Source organism: Clostridium sp., assembly GCF_017888565.1.
In the GTDB taxonomy this organism is placed as follows: Bacteria; Bacillota; Clostridia; order Clostridiales; family Clostridiaceae; genus Clostridium.
This window is the reverse complement of record NZ_JAGHFX010000099.1, coordinates 25,783-42,953: the sequence shown is the minus strand read 5'-3', so window position 1 is coordinate 42,953 and position 17,171 is coordinate 25,783. Positions and strand designations below refer to the sequence as shown.

Below are 17,171 nucleotides of genomic sequence, written 5' to 3'. Positions count from 1 at the left end.
GAGTTTCTGCTGCTTTAATAGAAACTTGTTTTATATCTAATCAAGGAGATATGGATAGATACAATAATAATTTTGCTAAAGTATGTAATGCAATTGTAGAAGGAGTAGCAGAGGGATATGGATTAAATAAAAAAAATAATAATAATATAGTTATTACACCTAAACCAGTAGCTCCTACAGAACAACCTAAAGTAATATACAGAGTAAAGACATCCAATGGAAAACAATTAGGGGCATTTAGTGTATTAGAAAATGCTAAGAATATGGCGATTAAAAATAACTCTATAGTTTATGATGAATCTGGAAAGGTTATTTATTCGTATGTAGTTAGTAATAAAAAATATTTAAATTTAAAACCTAATGTATCAAGTTGGAGAGTATATCCATTAGACAAAGCTCCAGTAGTGGGGAATGAATGTGCAAAATTAGCACCTTCTATGTATGGAGGACTATCTTACGAAATATTAGAAGATAAAGGAGATATAAAAATAATTAAAACAGAAATGTTTGGTAAAGTACAGATTTATGCACCAAGAGATAATGACAGTAGCATAACAGAAAATCCAATATATTAATTTTAAGGTTAGTAGGTAGGAGAAATCTTACTTACTAGCTTTTTTTATAGTTATTTACTATAACTATTTTTAATAATATCAATTTGATATTATAATTCTAGCCAAAACATATTGGTTTATAAATAAAATATAAAAGTATCATATAATTAATTTATTGAAGAGGGATTATATTATTATATAAAATAGATATTTACAAGCAAACATACGTTCTTTAAAATATAAATATAAGTATTTTAAAGAAGGTGATATTATGTTAAAGCCACCTATTTGTAGAGTAGGAGGAAAATCAAAATTAAGAAAAACAATTATAGAACAAATACCAGAACATACTTGTTATATAGAATTGTTTTTTGGAGCAGGATGGGTTTACTTTGGAAAGGAACCGAGTAAAATTGAAGTTATAAATGATGTTGATAAAGAGTTAATAAATTTATTTAGAACAATAAAATATCATGCTCCTGAAGTTGAAAGGCTATTGCAATATGAATTTAGTGGACGAGATATATTTGAAGAGTATAAAGATTGTACGTTAGAATATATGACTGAGATTCATAGAGCAATAAGATTTTTATATGTAATAACTCAAAGTTTTGCTGGAAAAGGGAATAATTATGGATATGGAACAATAACTAAGCCAGGACAACAAATATTTTATAAAGATATATTATTAGAACTAAGAGATAGACTTAAAAATACATATGTAGAAAATTTAAGTTTTGAAAAAATTATAGATAAGTATGATAGAGAATATAGTTTTTTCTTTTGTGATCCTCCATATATTGAAACGTGTGGATATGAAAATAAATTTAGAGAAGAGGAACATAAACTATTAGCCGAGAAGCTTAAAGGATTGAAAGGAAAGTTTTTATTAACAATAAATGATCATCCTTTAGCAAGAAAATTATACAAGGGATTTAATATAAAAGAGGTTAAAGTTAATTATTCCATTTCTAAAGAAAAAGAAGCACGTGGAAAATATAATGAGTTAATAATAACTAACTATTAGATAATTCAAGAGGAGATAAAATATGGACGAAAGAATTTTAAGTATAATAGAACAATGTAATAATTTAAAATTAATAGGATATATAAATGGAAAAGATGAAATTATTGAAATAGATATGATTGCAAAATCAATGCTTATTGGTTATTTAGTTAAGAAAAAAGCTCTAAATAAATAATTTTATAAGAAAGAGCAGGGGTGCTCTTTTTTGTATAAGTAGAATAGTTGATTGTATAAGAGCGATTAATTAATGTATAATATAGAATAATTATATAAAGTGGGGTGAAAACATGGGGAAAGAAAAAATTATAAAAACAAATGCTATGAGAATATTAGATTCAAAAAAAGTAAATTATGAAATGATTACTTATGAGAGTAATGATGGTAAAATAGATGGCATTTCGGTAGCACACAAAATAGGAGTAGATGAGACTCAAGTGTTTAAAACTTTAGTGACACAAGGGGCTAGTAAGGAGCTATATGTATTTGTTATTCCGGTAGCAGAAGAGTTAAATTTGAAAAAAGCAGCAATAATATCAGGGGAAAAGAAAGTTGAAATGATTGATGTTAATGAGATGATGAAGTATACCGGATATATTCGAGGGGGTTGCTCACCAATAGGACAAAAGAGAGAGTATAAAACATATATACATGAAAGTGCTAAAGAATTAGATTTTATAATTGTTAGTGCTGGAAAGATTGGGTATCAAATTAAAATAAATCCTAAGGATTTAATATATGTGACAAGAGCGAAATTCGAATCCCTAATAAAATAATTTAGTATATAAATAGAAATTAGAGGTTGCTCACCTATCGGAATGAGAAAATCTTTTGTTACTACAATTGATATATCAGTGGAAGAATTAGAAACATTTATTTTTAGTGCTGGTAAAATAGGATATCAAGTAGAATTGAGTTTAGATGAACTTAAAAAAGTTATCAGATTTCAGTTAGCTGATTTAGTGTAAATAGTTTTACTGTCATCAGTAACATAAATTAATTAGACTATCCTTAGATAATATATAGCTTATATATTGTATATGACCTAAGGTATATTATAAAACTCCAACCTAATTTGAATTCGTTATTTGAATTCATTGGTTGGAGTTTTATGTAGTACACTATAAAATTTTAACTTCCTGTAATATAAGAAGTAAAGTAACGGTTTTTTAATTATTTCCTAAGCTTTTTATCCAATCAAAAAACTTAGAAAAAAAGTTTCCAATTGCATCAAGAAGTCCTTGAAAGAATCCACTATCTTGAATATCTTTACCTGAGTTTTTTAGTGCTTCTGAAATTTGATTACCTATGCTTTTTAAAGTTTCTTTAACGTTATCATAATCTATGTCTAAATCATTTATATTAACCATTAATGCTTTTATTTGTTCTTTTTGATCATCTGATATTTCAACTGTATAATTATTTGTAACATTTTCAACTATTTTTGAAATCTCCTCATTATTTTTTGGAGCTTCTTTTATAACTTTTGTTTTAACATCATTAATAACTTTAGCAGCTTCATCATATCCAATTTCTTCACCTAAATCTGAAGTAGTTTCTATTTCTTCTTGAGCTGTTTTTTTATTTTTTAATGACAACTCTTCACCTTTAGCACTTTCAAAACCCTTTAATATTCCTGATAGTGCAGATGTTCCAGTAACATGAAAAGGTGAGCTTGCTTTTACATCAGCATTAGTTACTCCAGATGTAACTAGAGCATTTGAAAGCATAAGTGGAGTAACTTCTGTTAAATTTTTAGCTGTTACGTGTATTCCACCATCATTAGTAAGTTTAACATATGAAGAGGAATAACAGCCACCTTGATAATTAGATTGATCATTAGGGTCAAGACCTAACTGTTTTATAATATCATCATTAGTTATTCTATCTATGCTGACTTCATTTTCGTTAACTCCAAATTCTTTTAACATTTGGGCTTCTTGTTCATCTGTTAAGTCAATACCCAAAGTTACTCTTTCATTACTTTGTGCTTGTACAGTAGAACTAAATAAAGAAAAAGCAACAGTGCATGCTGTAATTAACTTTAGTATATTTTTTTTCATAATAAAACTCCTTTTATTTATATATAAGATTACTTTACTTTAATATTATTAAAGAAAGTTGAAAAATAGAAGGCTTTTAAGATATATTTAAGAATTTACTAATGAAAAATTAAAATATATGAAATTAGTGCTTATAATACAATAAATAGTTTATTATATATAAAGTAAGCTAAATTATATTAAATATAACTTAGCTTACTTTAATTATTTAATCTATATAACTATATCTAATAAATAAAATTTTTAAATTTAAAAGGCACCAGAATCTCCGCCTCCACCACCTGAAAAATCTCCTCCAGATGAAAAATCATTAAAACTATTGTTACTAAAATCCATACTATTATTGAAATTCGAATCGTTATTATAATTGTAATTGGCAGAATTGTATATTTCATTAAACAAAAATGCATTAGCCATATAACAACTATAAAAAGTAGGGTTAAAACCATTATTAGAAAGGTTATCTCCATTAAGGTCATTTAGATCCATTTCTAAATCATAATAACTTATTCCAAGTGCAGGGGCATATATTATAGATTCTTTTATATTATCTATACTTTTAGTTTTTATAAGTGATAACAAGTATTTTTTATATGCAGACCATTTAAGATATTCATTGTAAGCATCATTATTTAATATTTCTTTATTTTTAATACTTATATAATAATTATGGGATCTTCCATTAAGTCTAACTTCATTTATAAAATCCCAATAGGAATTATTAAATTTTTTAGCTCTTTTTTGGCTATTTTGAATTTCCTTTTTTATGGATTCAAAAGAAAATTCATTATTACTATCTTCATAATTCTTGAACCAATCCATTAATACTTTCAAATGTGAATATTCACATTCTGAGCTATCTTTTATTCTTTTAAACTTAACATTAATAAGTTCATCTTCATCAAATATATTGCTATCTATCATATAAAAACCTTTATTTGCTAGATACATTAATGTAGAAGGAACTATGGCCCAATTAATATTATTTTTATCATATAAATATGCAACCAAAGCAGGACTTGTATTAGTAGGCGGATATGGAAGTTTATCTTCTTGTATAAAAACAAAGTTTGATCTATATTCATTTAAAGTATCATTGAAAATTCTTTTTGAACGTCTGTGTGCAAGATAAAATATTATAGCAATTAATAAAATTAATAAAGATGGAATTAAAATAGGGAATACCATATCAGAAGAATCTTTTTTGACATATTCATTTATATTATTATCTATAATATTTGAATTATTATTATTTTCAAATGGTGAAGTTGTAATTGGAGCTTTAATAAAATCAGCTTGAAATCTTAAATCAATACCTAAATCTGAAGTTAAGTTTTCGCCAGTAATTTTAATTTTATCGGCTGAAGTTTCCGTATTAAAAGTCCCATCACCATAGACTGTATAATATAAGTTATTAGCATTAAAATTAGCTGAATTTAATTTAAGGTTTAGTTCAACATTATTAACTGGATTTTCTGTTGAAGCTGTGTAAAAGCTCCAATTTAAAGAACTAAAATCTTCATATTTCTTTGCAGCAGAGTTTACTAAATACTCAATTTTAAATTTCTTTTCTTCATTACTACTTTTAGAATAAATCTTTACTTGAACCTTATCATCAGCATTTATAATTTCATAACTGTTATTTGATTTATCACTTTTGTTTTCTAAATTATATATTCCAGTAGAATCTTCAATAGTTACATTATTAATAGAATATCCATTAGATTCATTTAAATTTAGATTTAAGTAAATACCATTAAAATCTCCATTAAAACTATAAGTAAATTCATCATTTACTAAAACATCCCCATTGTTTTGTATTTCGGCATTTATAAGTAATTTATCAATTGAATAATACTTATTATCTGCAAATACAGTTATTGGAATTGTTAATGAAAATAATAATGTTAAAAAGAAAATTAGTTTTTTCATTATTTATACCCCCCTTATAAATATTAGAATATCATATTATATGTATTTTCTCCATATAACTAAATAGTATTAAGATAAAATTTAAAGTTTATATTCATTAACGTTTTCATTTAAAGGGAAATAATATATAATAGACTACATAATAACTATAAAGGAGAATATGTTTATGAAAAGAATATTTGAATTAACAACAAGTGATATTGAAGGTTTAAATAAAAATACTCTTAAGGAGATAATTAAAACTTCAGAAGGTAGAACTGTTATGTCAGAGACTATCGTTAGCTATACTCCCTATATAAGAGAAGTATCTAATTTAGAACTTGCTGCAAGCTTTGGGGCAGATATGATAACTTTAAATACATTTAATTTTGAAAAACCTTTTATTTTTGGTATAGATGGTGGAACTAATTTACTTTCAATAGATAACTTGAATAAAATAGGAGATCAAATCAAAGATAATTTAACTAATAAAGATTATATAAAGAATATTAAGAAGTTAGTTGGTAGAATGATAGGAGTAAACTTAGAACCTGTACCAGAAGGTAGTACTTATGAAAGAGGATATACATTAAATAGAGAAAATCTTGAGAAGGTTAAGGAATATGGTTTTGACTATATAGTGTTAACAGGAAATCCTAATACAGGTGTTACTGAAAAAACTATTTGTGACGGAATAAAGCTTGCTAAGGAAATATTAGGGGATAGTACTTTGATAATAGCAGGAAAAATGCATGGAGCAGGTAGTGGAAATATATATGATGAAAATGCTATAAAAAGCTTTATAGATTGTGGTGCAGATGTTGTATTAATACCAGCTCCAGGAACAGTACCAGGATATGATTTAGAGTTAGCAAAGAAAATAATTACTCTTATTCATGAAAATAATGCACTAGCAATGACTACTATTGGTACATCACAAGAGGGTGCAAGCAAAAGTATAATAGAACAAATAGCTTTAAATTCTAAAATGGCAGGAGCAGATATTCAACATATTGGGGATTGTGGAACTTTTGGAATAGCATTACCTGAAAATATAATGGCACTTTCAGTAACAATAAGAGGAATTAGACATACTTACAGAAGAATGTCTCAATCAATATTAAGATAATAAAAATATAAAATAATAAGACGAGGCTGTCGCAGAAAGCTATTTAAAGTAAAATGTAGAATGTAAAATATTGCATTATTAATTGTGTGACAGCTCCGTCTTATTTTTAATAGAATGCTATCTCAGAATTACTTAAATTTGAATTTATGATATGAAATTAAAATTACAGGTGAGATATTTGAAGTCACCATAGTATAAAATGTTTTATCAAAATGATAACTAATTCTCAACTTGATATAAAAATATATCATAAAACTGTTATTACTATTAAATTTAATTTGGCATATTCATTGCTTATATATAATAAATAATGTAAAGAAAAGCTATATTATTTTAAATATAAGAAAGTGAAGTGAAGCTAATGTCATTACTAATAAAGAATGGGATAATTATAACAGCAAGTGAAACATATAAAGGTGATATATATATTGAAGATGGCATTATAAAAGAAATTGGTACTTGTATAAATAAAGAAGCAAATAAAGTAATTGATGCTAAGGATAAATATGTAATACCAGGAGGTGTAGATGTTCATACTCATTTAAATTTAGACGTTGGAATTGCTGTAGCTAATGATGATTTTTATACAGGGACTGTTGCAGCTGCATGTGGAGGAACAACTACAATAGTTGACCATATGGGCTTTGGTCCTAAAGGATGTAATTTAAAGCATCAAGTAGATGTATATCATGGATATGCAGATAATAATGCAGTAATAGATTATAGTTTTCATGGAGTAATTCAACATGTTAATGAAGAAATACTTAATGAAATTGAAAGCATAGTAAAGGATGAAGGGATACCAAGCTTTAAGGTTTATTTAACATATGATTATATGGTAAATGATGAGGAAGTGTTAAGAGTATTAAATAGATTAAAAAAGCTTAATGGAGTTACAACTGTTCATTGTGAAAACCATGGTAGCATAAAGGTGCTAAAAGATTATTATGTGAAAAATGATTTAAAAACTCCTAAATATCACCCTTTAAGTAGACCTGTAGAAGCAGAAGGTGAAGCTGTAAACAGAATGATAAATTTATCATCAATGGCAGGTGATGCACCTTTATATATAGTTCATTTATCTTCAAATTTAGGATTAAGCTATATAAAAATGGCAAGAGATAGAGGACAAAATATATATGCAGAAACATGTCCTCAATATTTAGTTTTAGAAGATAGTAAATATGATTTGGATAATAATGAAGGATTAAAATATATTATGAGTCCTCCTTTAAGAAAAGAAGAGGATATAAATGCTTTATGGAAGGGAATTAAGGATGGATATATACAAACTGTAGCAACAGATCACTGTCCTTTTGCTTTTAATAAAGATAAACAACTTGGAAAAGATGATTTTACAAAATGCCCTAATGGAGCACCAGGAATTGAAGAAAGAATGCCTTTGATTTTTTCCGAAGGAGTAATGAAAGGTAAAATTAACATTAATAAATTTGTTGAAGTTTGCTGTACAAATCCAGCTAAAGTTTTTGGGTTGTATCCTAAAAAAGGTTCAATACAAGTTGGTGCAGATGGAGACATAGTTATAATTGATCCAACTATAGAAAAAGAATTAACTATTAAAGATTTACATTCAAATGTTGATTATACTGCTTATGAAGGAATACAAGTAAAGGGTTATCCTATTTATACAATTTTAAGAGGTGAAATTATAGTTAAGGATAATAACTTTATTGGGGAAAAAGGTAATGGTAGATTTATAAAAAGAGAAATTAAAGAAATTTTATAATAAAAAATAGGAGATAGTTAAAGTATAATATTATATCAATTATAATTTAACTATTTCCTATTTAATTATTTTATATATTCAGTAACAAAATCAGTAAAAAGAATACCATCTAAATGATCTATTTCATGGCAGAAGCATTTTGCTAAATCACCTGTACCTGTTAAAATAATTTTTTTGCCATATTCATTTAATGCTTGAACAGTTACCTTTGCTGGTCTTTTAAGTTTTCCCCATTTATTTGGACAACTTAAGCAACCTTCAATAACTTCTTGTGTTCCTTCTTTTTTTATTATTTTAGGGTTAACAAGCTTTATAAGCCCTTGTCCCATATCCATTACAACCAATCTTTTTAAAATACCAACTTGTGGAGCAGCTAAACCTCCACCATTTTCTGTATTATACATAGTATCAGCCATATCATTTAATATTTGTCTTATTTTATCATCAACAACTAAAACTTCTTTACTTCTTTTTCTTAATATTTCATCACCAAACAATCTAATTTGCCTTAATGCCATTTAAACAACACCTCTACTTTGTTCAGATCTTGATTTTCTCTCACTTTCTTCAAAAAGGAAAACTTCTTCTATATTACTACGAAATACTTTAGCAATATCATAAGCTAACCAAATAGAGGGCTCAAATTTTTCAGTTTCAATAGCATTAATTGCTTGCCTTGAAACACCTACAAGCTTTCCTAATTGCTCTTGAGTTAAACCTAAATCTTCACGAAATTGTTTTAATTTATTTTTCATTAAATATCACTCCTGTAACGTTTACCTTACATTTTTAATTTAGCATTTCTTTGGTTGTGTGTCAAGCTAACCTTACATAAAATATGTAGAAAGTAATAATAATTTATAGGATAATTATTACTACTTGTTATATTACATAATTTGCATAAGAAAAAAATAATGTAAAGTCTAAAGATTTATACAAAATGATTTATCAATGAATAGTCAGAAAATAATATGATATTTCTAACTTTTTTCTTTATAAAAAGAAGAGATTAAAGTATGGCCAAAGATAATGCTTGAAACTACAGTAATATAATCTGCATAAATAAAATTAAAGCATATTGATAAAATACTTAATACAAAAAGTAAAAAATTAATGAGAAGTAGATAAGATTTTTCTTAAAATTTATAGGCTTCATTTAACCTTCTTCCTTATAATAGTTAATATATATAGTAGTTATAATGATATTTCTAGTAAATGGATATTAAATTTAAATATTTATTTTAATTTTATGTTTCTTTAAAGTTTAATTAATATACTAATATCATGTTTAGAGTTAAATGTCATTTAAGTTTAATATCTTGTATTAAGAATATATATGAGATACTTATGAGTTTGGAGAGGAGAATTTATAATGATTACTAATATATATTTGGTAAGACATGCACATTCAAAATATAATTTAGATGAATTAAATAGACCTTTATCTGAAGAAGGAATTAATGAATCAAAGAAAGTAGTAGATTTATTAATAGATAAAAATATCACTAAGATAATATCAAGCCCATATAAAAGAGCTAGACAAACAGTAGAGAAATTAGAAAGACATTTTAAATTAAATATAATAATAAATGATAAATTTAGAGAAAGAAATATTTCAAATGGATATATTGATGACTTTGATAAAGTAATTTCAAAATATTGGAGAGATTTCAATTTTGCTTTATATGGAGGAGAATCAAGCAACTCAGCTCAAAGTAGAGGAGTAGGGGAACTAAAAAATCTTCTAAAGAAATATAAAGGCGAAAATATTGTAATAGGGACTCACGGAAATATTATGGTTCTTATAATGAATTATTATAATAAAAAATATAATTATTATTTTTGAAAACTTTAAGTATGCCAGATATTTATAAATTAACTTTTAAAGATAAAGAATTTTTAAGTAATAATCGTATTTGGAATTAGATTATTAAATGTAGTGGAAGTATTTATCTAATGTATGATGATAAAAAAGAAATTTAAATTTCTAATAAATACATTTATTCTTTAAATTATAAAGGGAGTCGCGTTACGCGACGTCCTTTATTTTATTGGAAATATAATAAAATATTTTTACCAAGCTATTATTTTATAAAGTATCTAGAAAGTGAGCTATATTGCCGGATTAAGATAGTATTTAAATTGACTTTATTTAATTTAAGAAGGGCTGGTAAAACTTTGAGAAATGAGATGTTTACAATGATTTTATAGGGATGTATAATTTAAGAAAGGCTTAAAATCAATGGATTAACATTAACATGAGATGTATTTAAATTCATTAAAATTAACTGGATTTTCAGTTAAATACAGATTAACATTAACATGAGATGTATTTAAATGTAGTAACAGGAAGTCCTCCTGTTCCTAAGATCAGATTAACATTAACATGAGATGTATTTAAATTATTATTTCATCCCTTCCTTCGCAATAATATCAAGATTAACATTAACATGAGATGTATTTAAGTTTTCTGGAGAAAAAAGTTCTTTTGTACCATTTTCTAATTAATGTATAAATGAAACTATATGTATATTTGTAGTTACTGTATAGAATATCAATAGTAACTACAATTAAAGTATTATTATATATTTAAATTGATAAATATAAAAAGTCAAGGGAATAATGAAACGTGATATTCTTGAAACTATAAGGTTAACTATATTATTTTCCAGAAAATCTTTTGTATTTTAAGAGGCAAAATAATTAAAAATAAAATTAAAATAATTAAATATTTATTGTAATCGAATCCAGTAGATTGACAAGAATGCTAAATAGTTTTATAATTAGTTAGAAGTCTAACAAAAGTGTGGGTGTAATTAATGAGTGAAATAAAACACATTGGAAGAAAAATTAATATACTGTCTCATAAAATTAAGAGAAGAATAGGAAAAGTAGCCTTAGAATATGGGATAAGCAGTATGCAAGCAAAAATTCTAGGGTTTATATTTCATCAAGCACCTAAGAGAGACATATTTCAAAAAACAATTGAAGAAGAATTTGATATTAGACGTTCTTCAGTAACAAGTGTACTTTCTTTGATGGAGAAAAATGGATTAATCGAAAGAGTTAGTGTTTGTGAAGATGCAAGACTTAAAAAGATTATATTAACTGATAAGGGAATTGAAATTAATAAATCTGTATACAAAGAAATTGAAATTGTAGAATCTATAATTTCTGATTCTTTAAGTGAAGAAGAACTTGAATTGTTTAACGAAATATTAGAGAGATTAACTAAGAAGATTGCAGATTGATGCAATTTTTTTTAATTGATTAGTTAGAAGCCTAACAAATTAATTATTTTAAATAGTGAATTTTATTTAATTTCTTTAAGCTATTAAAATAATAAATTTAGTTTTTATTATGAGTTAGTATAAATTTAGTTAAGAAAAAGGATTAAATAATTCATATATTATGTTTTATTATTTTGGGTGAAAACTAATAAAAAATAGAATGTTTTTTAATACTAAGGTTAGAAATCTAACAAAAGGAGGAATAGTATGATTAAAAAATTAGCTAGTTATATTAGGGAGTATAAAAAAGATTCAATCTTAACTCCTGTTTTTATTGCATTTGAAGTAATACTTGAAGTAATTATTCCTGTTTTAATGGCTATGATTATTGATAATGGAGTAGAGAAAGGGGATATGAAGTATGTAACTATACTTGGAGTTATCATGTTAGTTATGGCATTTGTATCTCTTACATTTGGAGCTTTAGCTGGAAAAACTGGAGCTAAGGCATCTACAGGATTTGCTAAAAATTTAAGAAAAGGAATGTTTTATAAAATACAAGATTATTCTTTTTCAAATATAGATAAATATTCAACAGCAGGGCTTGTAACAAGATTAACTACAGATGTAACAAATGTTCAAAATGCATATTTAATGATTATTAGAACACTAGTAAGAGCACCATTTATGCTTATAGCTGCAATGGTAATGAGTTTTTATATTAATGCAAAGATGTCTTTAATATTTTTAGGTGCAATTATATTCCTTGCAGTTTCTTTATATTTTGTAATTTCAAATGCTCATCCAATTTTTAAAAAGGTATTTAGAAAATACGATGATTTAAATGCTAGTGTACAAGAAAATTTAACAGGTGTTCGTGTAGTAAAAGCTTATGTAAGAGAAGATCATGAAATTAGTAAGTTCCATAAAGCTTCTCAAAACTTATATAACATGTTTATAAAGGCAGAAAAGATAATAATATTAAATGCGCCTATAATGCAATTTACTATGTACACAATTATCTTATTATTCTCTTGGTTTGGTGCAAGGATGATAGTATCAAATAGCATGACAACAGGGGAACTTATGAGTTTATTCACATATGCTGGTAATATTTTAATGAGTCTTATGATGATGTCAATGGTATTTGTTATGGTTACAATGGCAAAATCAGCAGCAGAAAGAATTGTTGAAGTATTAGAAGAAGAAAGTGATTTGAAAAATCCTGAAAATCCTATATATGAAGTTAAAGATGGTTCTATAGAATTTGATAATGTTAACTTTAGTTATAGTAAAAAAGAAGATAATTTAAACTTAGAAAATATAAACTTAAACATAAACTCAGGTGAAACTATTGGAATCATAGGTGGAACAGGAAGTGCAAAATCAACATTTGTTCAACTTATTCCAAGACTTTATGATGTAACAAGTGGTTCATTAAAAATTGGTGGAGTAGATGTCAGAGATTACGATATTGAAACATTAAGAAATGAAGTGTCTATGGTTCTTCAAAAGAACGTACTTTTCTCAGGAACTATAAAAGAAAACCTAAGATGGGGTAATAAAGATGCTACTGATGAAGAAATAGTGAAAGCTTGTAATGCAGCTCAAGCAAGTGAATTTATAGAAAATTTCCCTGATAAATATGATACTTATATTGAACAAGGTGGTACAAATGTATCAGGTGGACAAAAGCAAAGATTATGTATTGCAAGAGCATTACTTAAAAAGCCAAAAATATTAATTTTAGATGATTCAACAAGTGCAGTAGATACAAAAACAGATGCATTAATTAGAAAATCATTTAAAGAATCCATTCCAGATACTACAAAAATAATTATTGCACAACGTATTTCTTCAGTGGAAGATGCAGACAAGATTATAGTATTAAATGATGGTAAAATTGATGGAATTGGAACTCATGAAGAGTTATTAAAAACAAATGAAATATACAAAGAAGTATATGATTGTCAAGTGAAAGGAGCTGGTGAAGATGAAGCCAAATAATGGACAAAAAGTAAGAAGCCATGGCCCAGGAGCACCAGGGAAAATGCCAGTTGGAAGAAAAAGCAAAAATCCAATGAAGACATTAAATAGACTTTTGGGATATGTCTTTAAAGAATATAAATTTCAATTTTTAATAGTAATATTTTGTATATTAATTAGTTCACTTGCAACTGTAGCAAGTACATTATTTCTAAAGACTTTAATAGATGATTATATAACACCATTTTTAGGTCAATCAAATCCTAACTTTGGACCTCTATTAAAGACAATTGGAATGATGGCTATAATATACTATATAGGAACATTATCAACTTATATATATAATAGAATTATGATAGTTGTGGCTCAAGGAAGTCTTAAAAAAATTAGAGATGACATGTTTAAGCATATGGAAGGTTTACCAATAAAGTATTTTGATACTCATTCTCATGGTGAGATAATGAGTTTATATACTAATGATACGGATACATTAAGACAAATGATAAGTCAAAGCTTACCACAATTAGTATCAGCTGTAATTACAGTAGTTAGTGTATTTTTATCAATGATAGTTTTAAGTTTGCCTCTTACTTTAGTTGCAGTAGTAATGATTTTAGTAATGTTTAAAGTTATAAAAGTAATTGGTGGGAAAAGCGGATTTTACTTTGGAAAACAACAAAAAGATTTAGGAAAAGTCAATGGATTTATAGAAGAAATGATGGAAGGGCAGAAAGTTGTTAAGGTCTTTTGTCATGAAGATGAATCAAAAGTTGATTTTGATAAATTAAATGATGCTTTATGTGATAGTGCTTATAAAGCTAATACTTTTGCAAATATCTTAATGCCTATTATGGGTAATTTAGGTTATATAAATTATGTTCTTACAGCAGTAGTTGGTGGTATTTTAGCAATAGGAAACATTGGAGGATTTACACTAGGTGCACTTGCATCATTCTTACAACTTACAAGAAACTTAAATCAACCAATAGGACAAATGTCACAACAATTTAATGCAGTAATTATGGCACTTGCTGGAGCAGAAAGAATCTTTGAACTTTTAGATGAAAAACATGAAACTGATGATGGCTATGTAACATTAGTTAATGCTAAAGTAAAAGAAGATGGAGAATTAGAAGAAGTAAAAGAACGTACAGGAATATGGGCTTGGAAACATCCTCATAGTGATGGTACTATTACTTACACAAGAATGCTTGGAGATATGGTATTTGATGATGTAGACTTTGGATACGATGATAAAAAGATAATTCTTCATAACATAAAACTATTTGCAAAGCCAGGTCAAAAGGTAGCTTTTGTTGGAGCAACAGGTGCAGGTAAAACTACAATAACTAATTTAATTAATAGATTTTATGATATTCAAGATGGTAAAATACGATATGATGGAATTAACATTAATAAAATTAAAAAAGATGATTTAAGAAGATCACTAGGAATAGTTCTTCAAGATACACATCTATTTACAGGAACAATAGCAGATAACATTAGATATGGTAAGCTAGATGCAACTGATGAAGAAGTATTTGCAGCTGCTAAACTTGCTAATGCTGATACATTTATTAAGCATTTACCACAAGGATACGATACTATGATAACAGGTGATGGAGCTAATTTATCACAAGGACAAAGACAATTATTAGCAATTGCTAGAGCTGCCATTGCAGATCCTCCAGTATTAATACTAGATGAAGCAACTTCAAGTATAGATACAAGAACTGAAGCAATAGTCCAAGAAGGTATGGATAAACTTATGCATGGTAGAACAGTATTTGTTATTGCTCATAGACTTTCTACAGTTAAGAACTCAGATGTAATTATGGTTCTTGAGCAAGGAAGAATAATAGAACGTGGAAATCATGATGATTTAATAGAGCAAAAAGGAAAATACTATCAACTTTATACAGGAGCTTTCGAGCTACAATAAATTTAAAATCTCAAGTATTTATTTACTTGGGATTTTTTTTAATGTTTTAAAAAGTAAATATATTCAATATATAAATTAGTAAACTTACAAATTATATTGTAATATAGAGGGAAAAAATAAAATGTGTAGAATAATTATATATTATAGAGTATTAAATAAAATAAAGGAGAAGAAATTTGAGTACTATAAGTTTAGGTAGAAGTGGAATAGTAGGAATATCCTATAGTGAGACAAGCTTATTAAAAAGTAATCTAATGAGAGCAAATGAAAGAAGAAATAGCGCATCAAACAATATAAATTCAGCAAAAGTAAAATTGCAGGTAAATGGAAGATCAGGTAGAATAAGAGTAGAAACAGATAATTTGCAAAGTTACTACAGTAGTTTGAAAAGTAATAACTCAAAAATAGAAAAAATAATAAGAGATATAGATTACATAGTAAGAAAATTTAAAGAAGTTGATAGTAGATGTGCAAGTAGAGTAAGAGCAATAAGTAGAAGCTATAAAGTCCAATCTTTTATAAGTAAGATTGGAAATTCATTAATATCATTTGGAAACAAGGTGTTTAATGGAGTAAGTAGTTTCTTTAAAGATGGAATGAACATAATAAAAAATATATACAATTCTTCAGTAAGCTGGATTAATAGTTATGGCTTTTATGGAAGCTTAGCATCAGGAAATTTTAATTTAGGAATGTATCCTGGATTAGCTATGGCTGGAATGGGAGTAGGAGTAACAACATTAGGACCTATAATTTCTGGAGGAGTAACAAATAGCAATAAAGGAATTGAAGAATATCTAAAAAAATCTTTCAAGCAAGTTATATTAGGAGAATTTACAAATACTGATGATATAACTTTATTAGGAACTGTTGGTGAAATTGGAGTAGGTTTTACACCTATTGGTATTGCGCAGGATGGAAGAGATCTTGTAAAATGCTTTGTTGATTGGGAATGGTCATGGAAACATGTTGGATGGACGGCATTTGGACTTGTTGCATTAATACCAGGGGTTAGTGAATTGAAAAAGCTTTTTAAAGGATTTGATAATGTTTCTGATATAGCTAAAGATACTTCAAAAGTAGTAAAAAATATAGACAAGATAGACGAGGTTAGTGATACTATAAAGGGGGTTGGTAATGCTAACATTAAATATGATTATAATATGATAGAAAATCCTGGACCATTAGCAAAAATAGATGGACAGCCAGCATCAAATTTCTATGGAGGTAAATATAATATTGAAGTACTTACTGAAGATAGAATATATTATAGAGCAGGTCAAGATGGAAAGCCTTTAGGGCAATGGTTCACTTCTGAACCAGCAGAATCAGTAACAAAAGTTAGAATAGATACAGCAGTAAAAGAACAGTGGATTGACCAAGTTACTGGTGAAATTACAGGGACATCAATTATAGATACAAATTATGCAATAAAAATTCCGAAAGGAACTACAGTATATACAGGTCCTGTTGGGTATCAAGGTGGAGTGTATTTAGGTGGAGAGGATATCATTCAGACATTTATACATGAACCTTGGAAACTGAATGTTGAAGTAATAAATAAGACACCGCTAAAGTAAGGAGA

15 protein-coding genes and 1 pseudogene are annotated in these 17,171 nt (G+C 26.7%); 12 read left to right on the top strand and 4 right to left on the bottom strand.

What is annotated here, in order from left to right; translation table 11 throughout:
* The 5 genes and pseudogenes from J7M87_RS19655 to J7M87_RS19635 form a co-directional block, all read left to right on the top strand.
* A pseudogene (locus J7M87_RS19655) lies at nt 1-575 on the top strand (hypothetical protein); the annotation flags it as partial.
* Between the two features lie 250 nt (nt 576-825).
* Nucleotides 826-1,581 carry a DNA adenine methylase gene (locus J7M87_RS19650; RefSeq protein ID WP_291653843.1) on the top strand — a complete coding sequence of 252 codons (756 nt, stop codon included), beginning with the start codon at nt 826-828 and terminating at the stop codon, nt 1,579-1,581.
* A 22-nt stretch (nt 1,582-1,603) separates the two neighbouring features.
* A complete protein-coding gene (locus J7M87_RS19645) occupies nt 1,604-1,756 on the top strand; it encodes a hypothetical protein (protein WP_271816807.1) in 153 nt (50 codons plus the stop codon).
* 112 nt (nt 1,757-1,868) lie between these two features.
* Nucleotides 1,869-2,354 carry a Cys-tRNA(Pro) deacylase gene (gene ybaK / locus J7M87_RS19640; RefSeq protein ID WP_271816808.1) on the top strand — a complete coding sequence of 162 codons (486 nt, stop codon included), beginning with the start codon at nt 1,869-1,871 and terminating at the stop codon, nt 2,352-2,354.
* 42 nt (nt 2,355-2,396) lie between these two features.
* Nucleotides 2,397-2,546: a hypothetical protein gene (locus J7M87_RS19635; protein WP_365846395.1), complete on the top strand. Its 150-nt coding sequence runs from the start codon at nt 2,397-2,399 to the stop codon at nt 2,544-2,546.
* Nucleotides 2,547-2,747: 201 nt separating this feature from the next.
* Here the strand turns inward: J7M87_RS19635 and J7M87_RS19630 are convergent, their stop codons facing one another.
* Both J7M87_RS19630 and J7M87_RS19625 read right to left on the bottom strand, forming a co-directional pair.
* Nucleotides 2,748-3,641, bottom strand: coding sequence for a DUF1002 domain-containing protein (locus J7M87_RS19630; RefSeq protein ID WP_291653841.1), 894 nt, complete (start codon nt 3,639-3,641; stop codon nt 2,748-2,750).
* Nucleotides 3,642-3,890: 249 nt separating this feature from the next.
* On the bottom strand, nt 3,891-5,573 hold the full coding sequence (locus J7M87_RS19625; protein ID WP_291653839.1) for a DUF2207 domain-containing protein: 1,683 nt from the start codon (nt 5,571-5,573) through the stop codon (nt 3,891-3,893).
* Nucleotides 5,574-5,739: 166 nt separating this feature from the next.
* On the opposite strand from J7M87_RS19625, the gene J7M87_RS19620 reads away from it, so the two are divergent.
* A complete protein-coding gene (locus J7M87_RS19620) occupies nt 5,740-6,681 on the top strand; it encodes a hypothetical protein (protein ID WP_291653837.1) in 942 nt (313 codons plus the stop codon).
* A 361-nt stretch (nt 6,682-7,042) separates the two neighbouring features.
* Nucleotides 7,043-8,428, top strand: a complete 1,386-nt coding sequence (gene hydA / locus J7M87_RS19615) for a dihydropyrimidinase (RefSeq protein WP_291653835.1) — start codon at nt 7,043-7,045, stop codon at nt 8,426-8,428.
* Between the two features lie 65 nt (nt 8,429-8,493).
* On the opposite strand, the gene def is transcribed toward hydA, so the two are convergent.
* On the bottom strand, nt 8,494-8,946 hold the full coding sequence (def, locus tag J7M87_RS19610; RefSeq protein ID WP_291653833.1) for a peptide deformylase: 453 nt from the start codon (nt 8,944-8,946) through the stop codon (nt 8,494-8,496).
* Entirely contained in the window at nt 8,947-9,183 is a 237-nt protein-coding gene (locus J7M87_RS19605) for a helix-turn-helix transcriptional regulator (RefSeq protein ID WP_291653831.1), read from the bottom strand. It abuts the gene before it with no gap.
* A gap of 617 nt (nt 9,184-9,800) precedes the next feature.
* Between J7M87_RS19605 and J7M87_RS19600 the strand changes: the two genes are divergently transcribed.
* The 5 genes from J7M87_RS19600 to J7M87_RS19580 all read left to right on the top strand — a co-directional run bounded on the left by J7M87_RS19600 (nt 9,801) and on the right by J7M87_RS19580 (nt 17,166).
* Entirely contained in the window at nt 9,801-10,274 is a 474-nt protein-coding gene (locus J7M87_RS19600; protein WP_291653829.1) for a histidine phosphatase family protein, read from the top strand.
* A gap of 973 nt (nt 10,275-11,247) precedes the next feature.
* On the top strand, nt 11,248-11,679 hold the full coding sequence (locus J7M87_RS19595; protein WP_291653827.1) for a MarR family transcriptional regulator: 432 nt from the start codon (nt 11,248-11,250) through the stop codon (nt 11,677-11,679).
* 246 nt (nt 11,680-11,925) lie between these two features.
* A complete protein-coding gene (locus J7M87_RS19590) occupies nt 11,926-13,665 on the top strand; it encodes an ABC transporter ATP-binding protein (RefSeq protein ID WP_291653825.1) in 1,740 nt (579 codons plus the stop codon).
* Nucleotides 13,652-15,586: an ABC transporter ATP-binding protein gene (locus J7M87_RS19585; RefSeq protein ID WP_291653823.1), complete on the top strand. Its 1,935-nt coding sequence runs from the start codon at nt 13,652-13,654 to the stop codon at nt 15,584-15,586. The genes J7M87_RS19590 and J7M87_RS19585 overlap by 14 nt, the downstream gene beginning before the upstream one ends.
* 176 nt (nt 15,587-15,762) lie before the next feature.
* Nucleotides 15,763-17,166, top strand: coding sequence for a hypothetical protein (locus J7M87_RS19580; protein ID WP_291653821.1), 1,404 nt, complete (start codon nt 15,763-15,765; stop codon nt 17,164-17,166).
* The last annotated feature ends 5 nt before the right edge of the window (nt 17,167-17,171 follow it).

Coding starts and splice junctions, on each gene's coding strand:
- J7M87_RS19650 (WP_291653843.1), top strand. CDS start 826: ATGTTAAAGCCACCTATTTGTAGAGTAGGAGGAAAATCAAAATTAAGA.
- J7M87_RS19645 (WP_271816807.1), top strand. CDS start 1,604: ATGGACGAAAGAATTTTAAGTATAATAGAACAATGTAATAATTTAAAA.
- ybaK (WP_271816808.1), top strand. CDS start 1,869: ATGGGGAAAGAAAAAATTATAAAAACAAATGCTATGAGAATATTAGAT.
- J7M87_RS19635 (WP_365846395.1), top strand. CDS start 2,397: ATGAGAAAATCTTTTGTTACTACAATTGATATATCAGTGGAAGAATTA.
- J7M87_RS19630 (WP_291653841.1), bottom strand. CDS start 3,641: ATGAAAAAAAATATACTAAAGTTAATTACAGCATGCACTGTTGCTTTT.
- J7M87_RS19625 (WP_291653839.1), bottom strand. CDS start 5,573: ATGAAAAAACTAATTTTCTTTTTAACATTATTATTTTCATTAACAATT.
- J7M87_RS19620 (WP_291653837.1), top strand. CDS start 5,740: ATGAAAAGAATATTTGAATTAACAACAAGTGATATTGAAGGTTTAAAT.
- hydA (WP_291653835.1), top strand. CDS start 7,043: ATGTCATTACTAATAAAGAATGGGATAATTATAACAGCAAGTGAAACA.
- def (WP_291653833.1), bottom strand. CDS start 8,946: ATGGCATTAAGGCAAATTAGATTGTTTGGTGATGAAATATTAAGAAAA.
- J7M87_RS19605 (WP_291653831.1), bottom strand. CDS start 9,183: ATGAAAAATAAATTAAAACAATTTCGTGAAGATTTAGGTTTAACTCAA.
- J7M87_RS19600 (WP_291653829.1), top strand. CDS start 9,801: ATGATTACTAATATATATTTGGTAAGACATGCACATTCAAAATATAAT.
- J7M87_RS19595 (WP_291653827.1), top strand. CDS start 11,248: ATGAGTGAAATAAAACACATTGGAAGAAAAATTAATATACTGTCTCAT.
- J7M87_RS19590 (WP_291653825.1), top strand. CDS start 11,926: ATGATTAAAAAATTAGCTAGTTATATTAGGGAGTATAAAAAAGATTCA.
- J7M87_RS19585 (WP_291653823.1), top strand. CDS start 13,652: ATGAAGCCAAATAATGGACAAAAAGTAAGAAGCCATGGCCCAGGAGCA.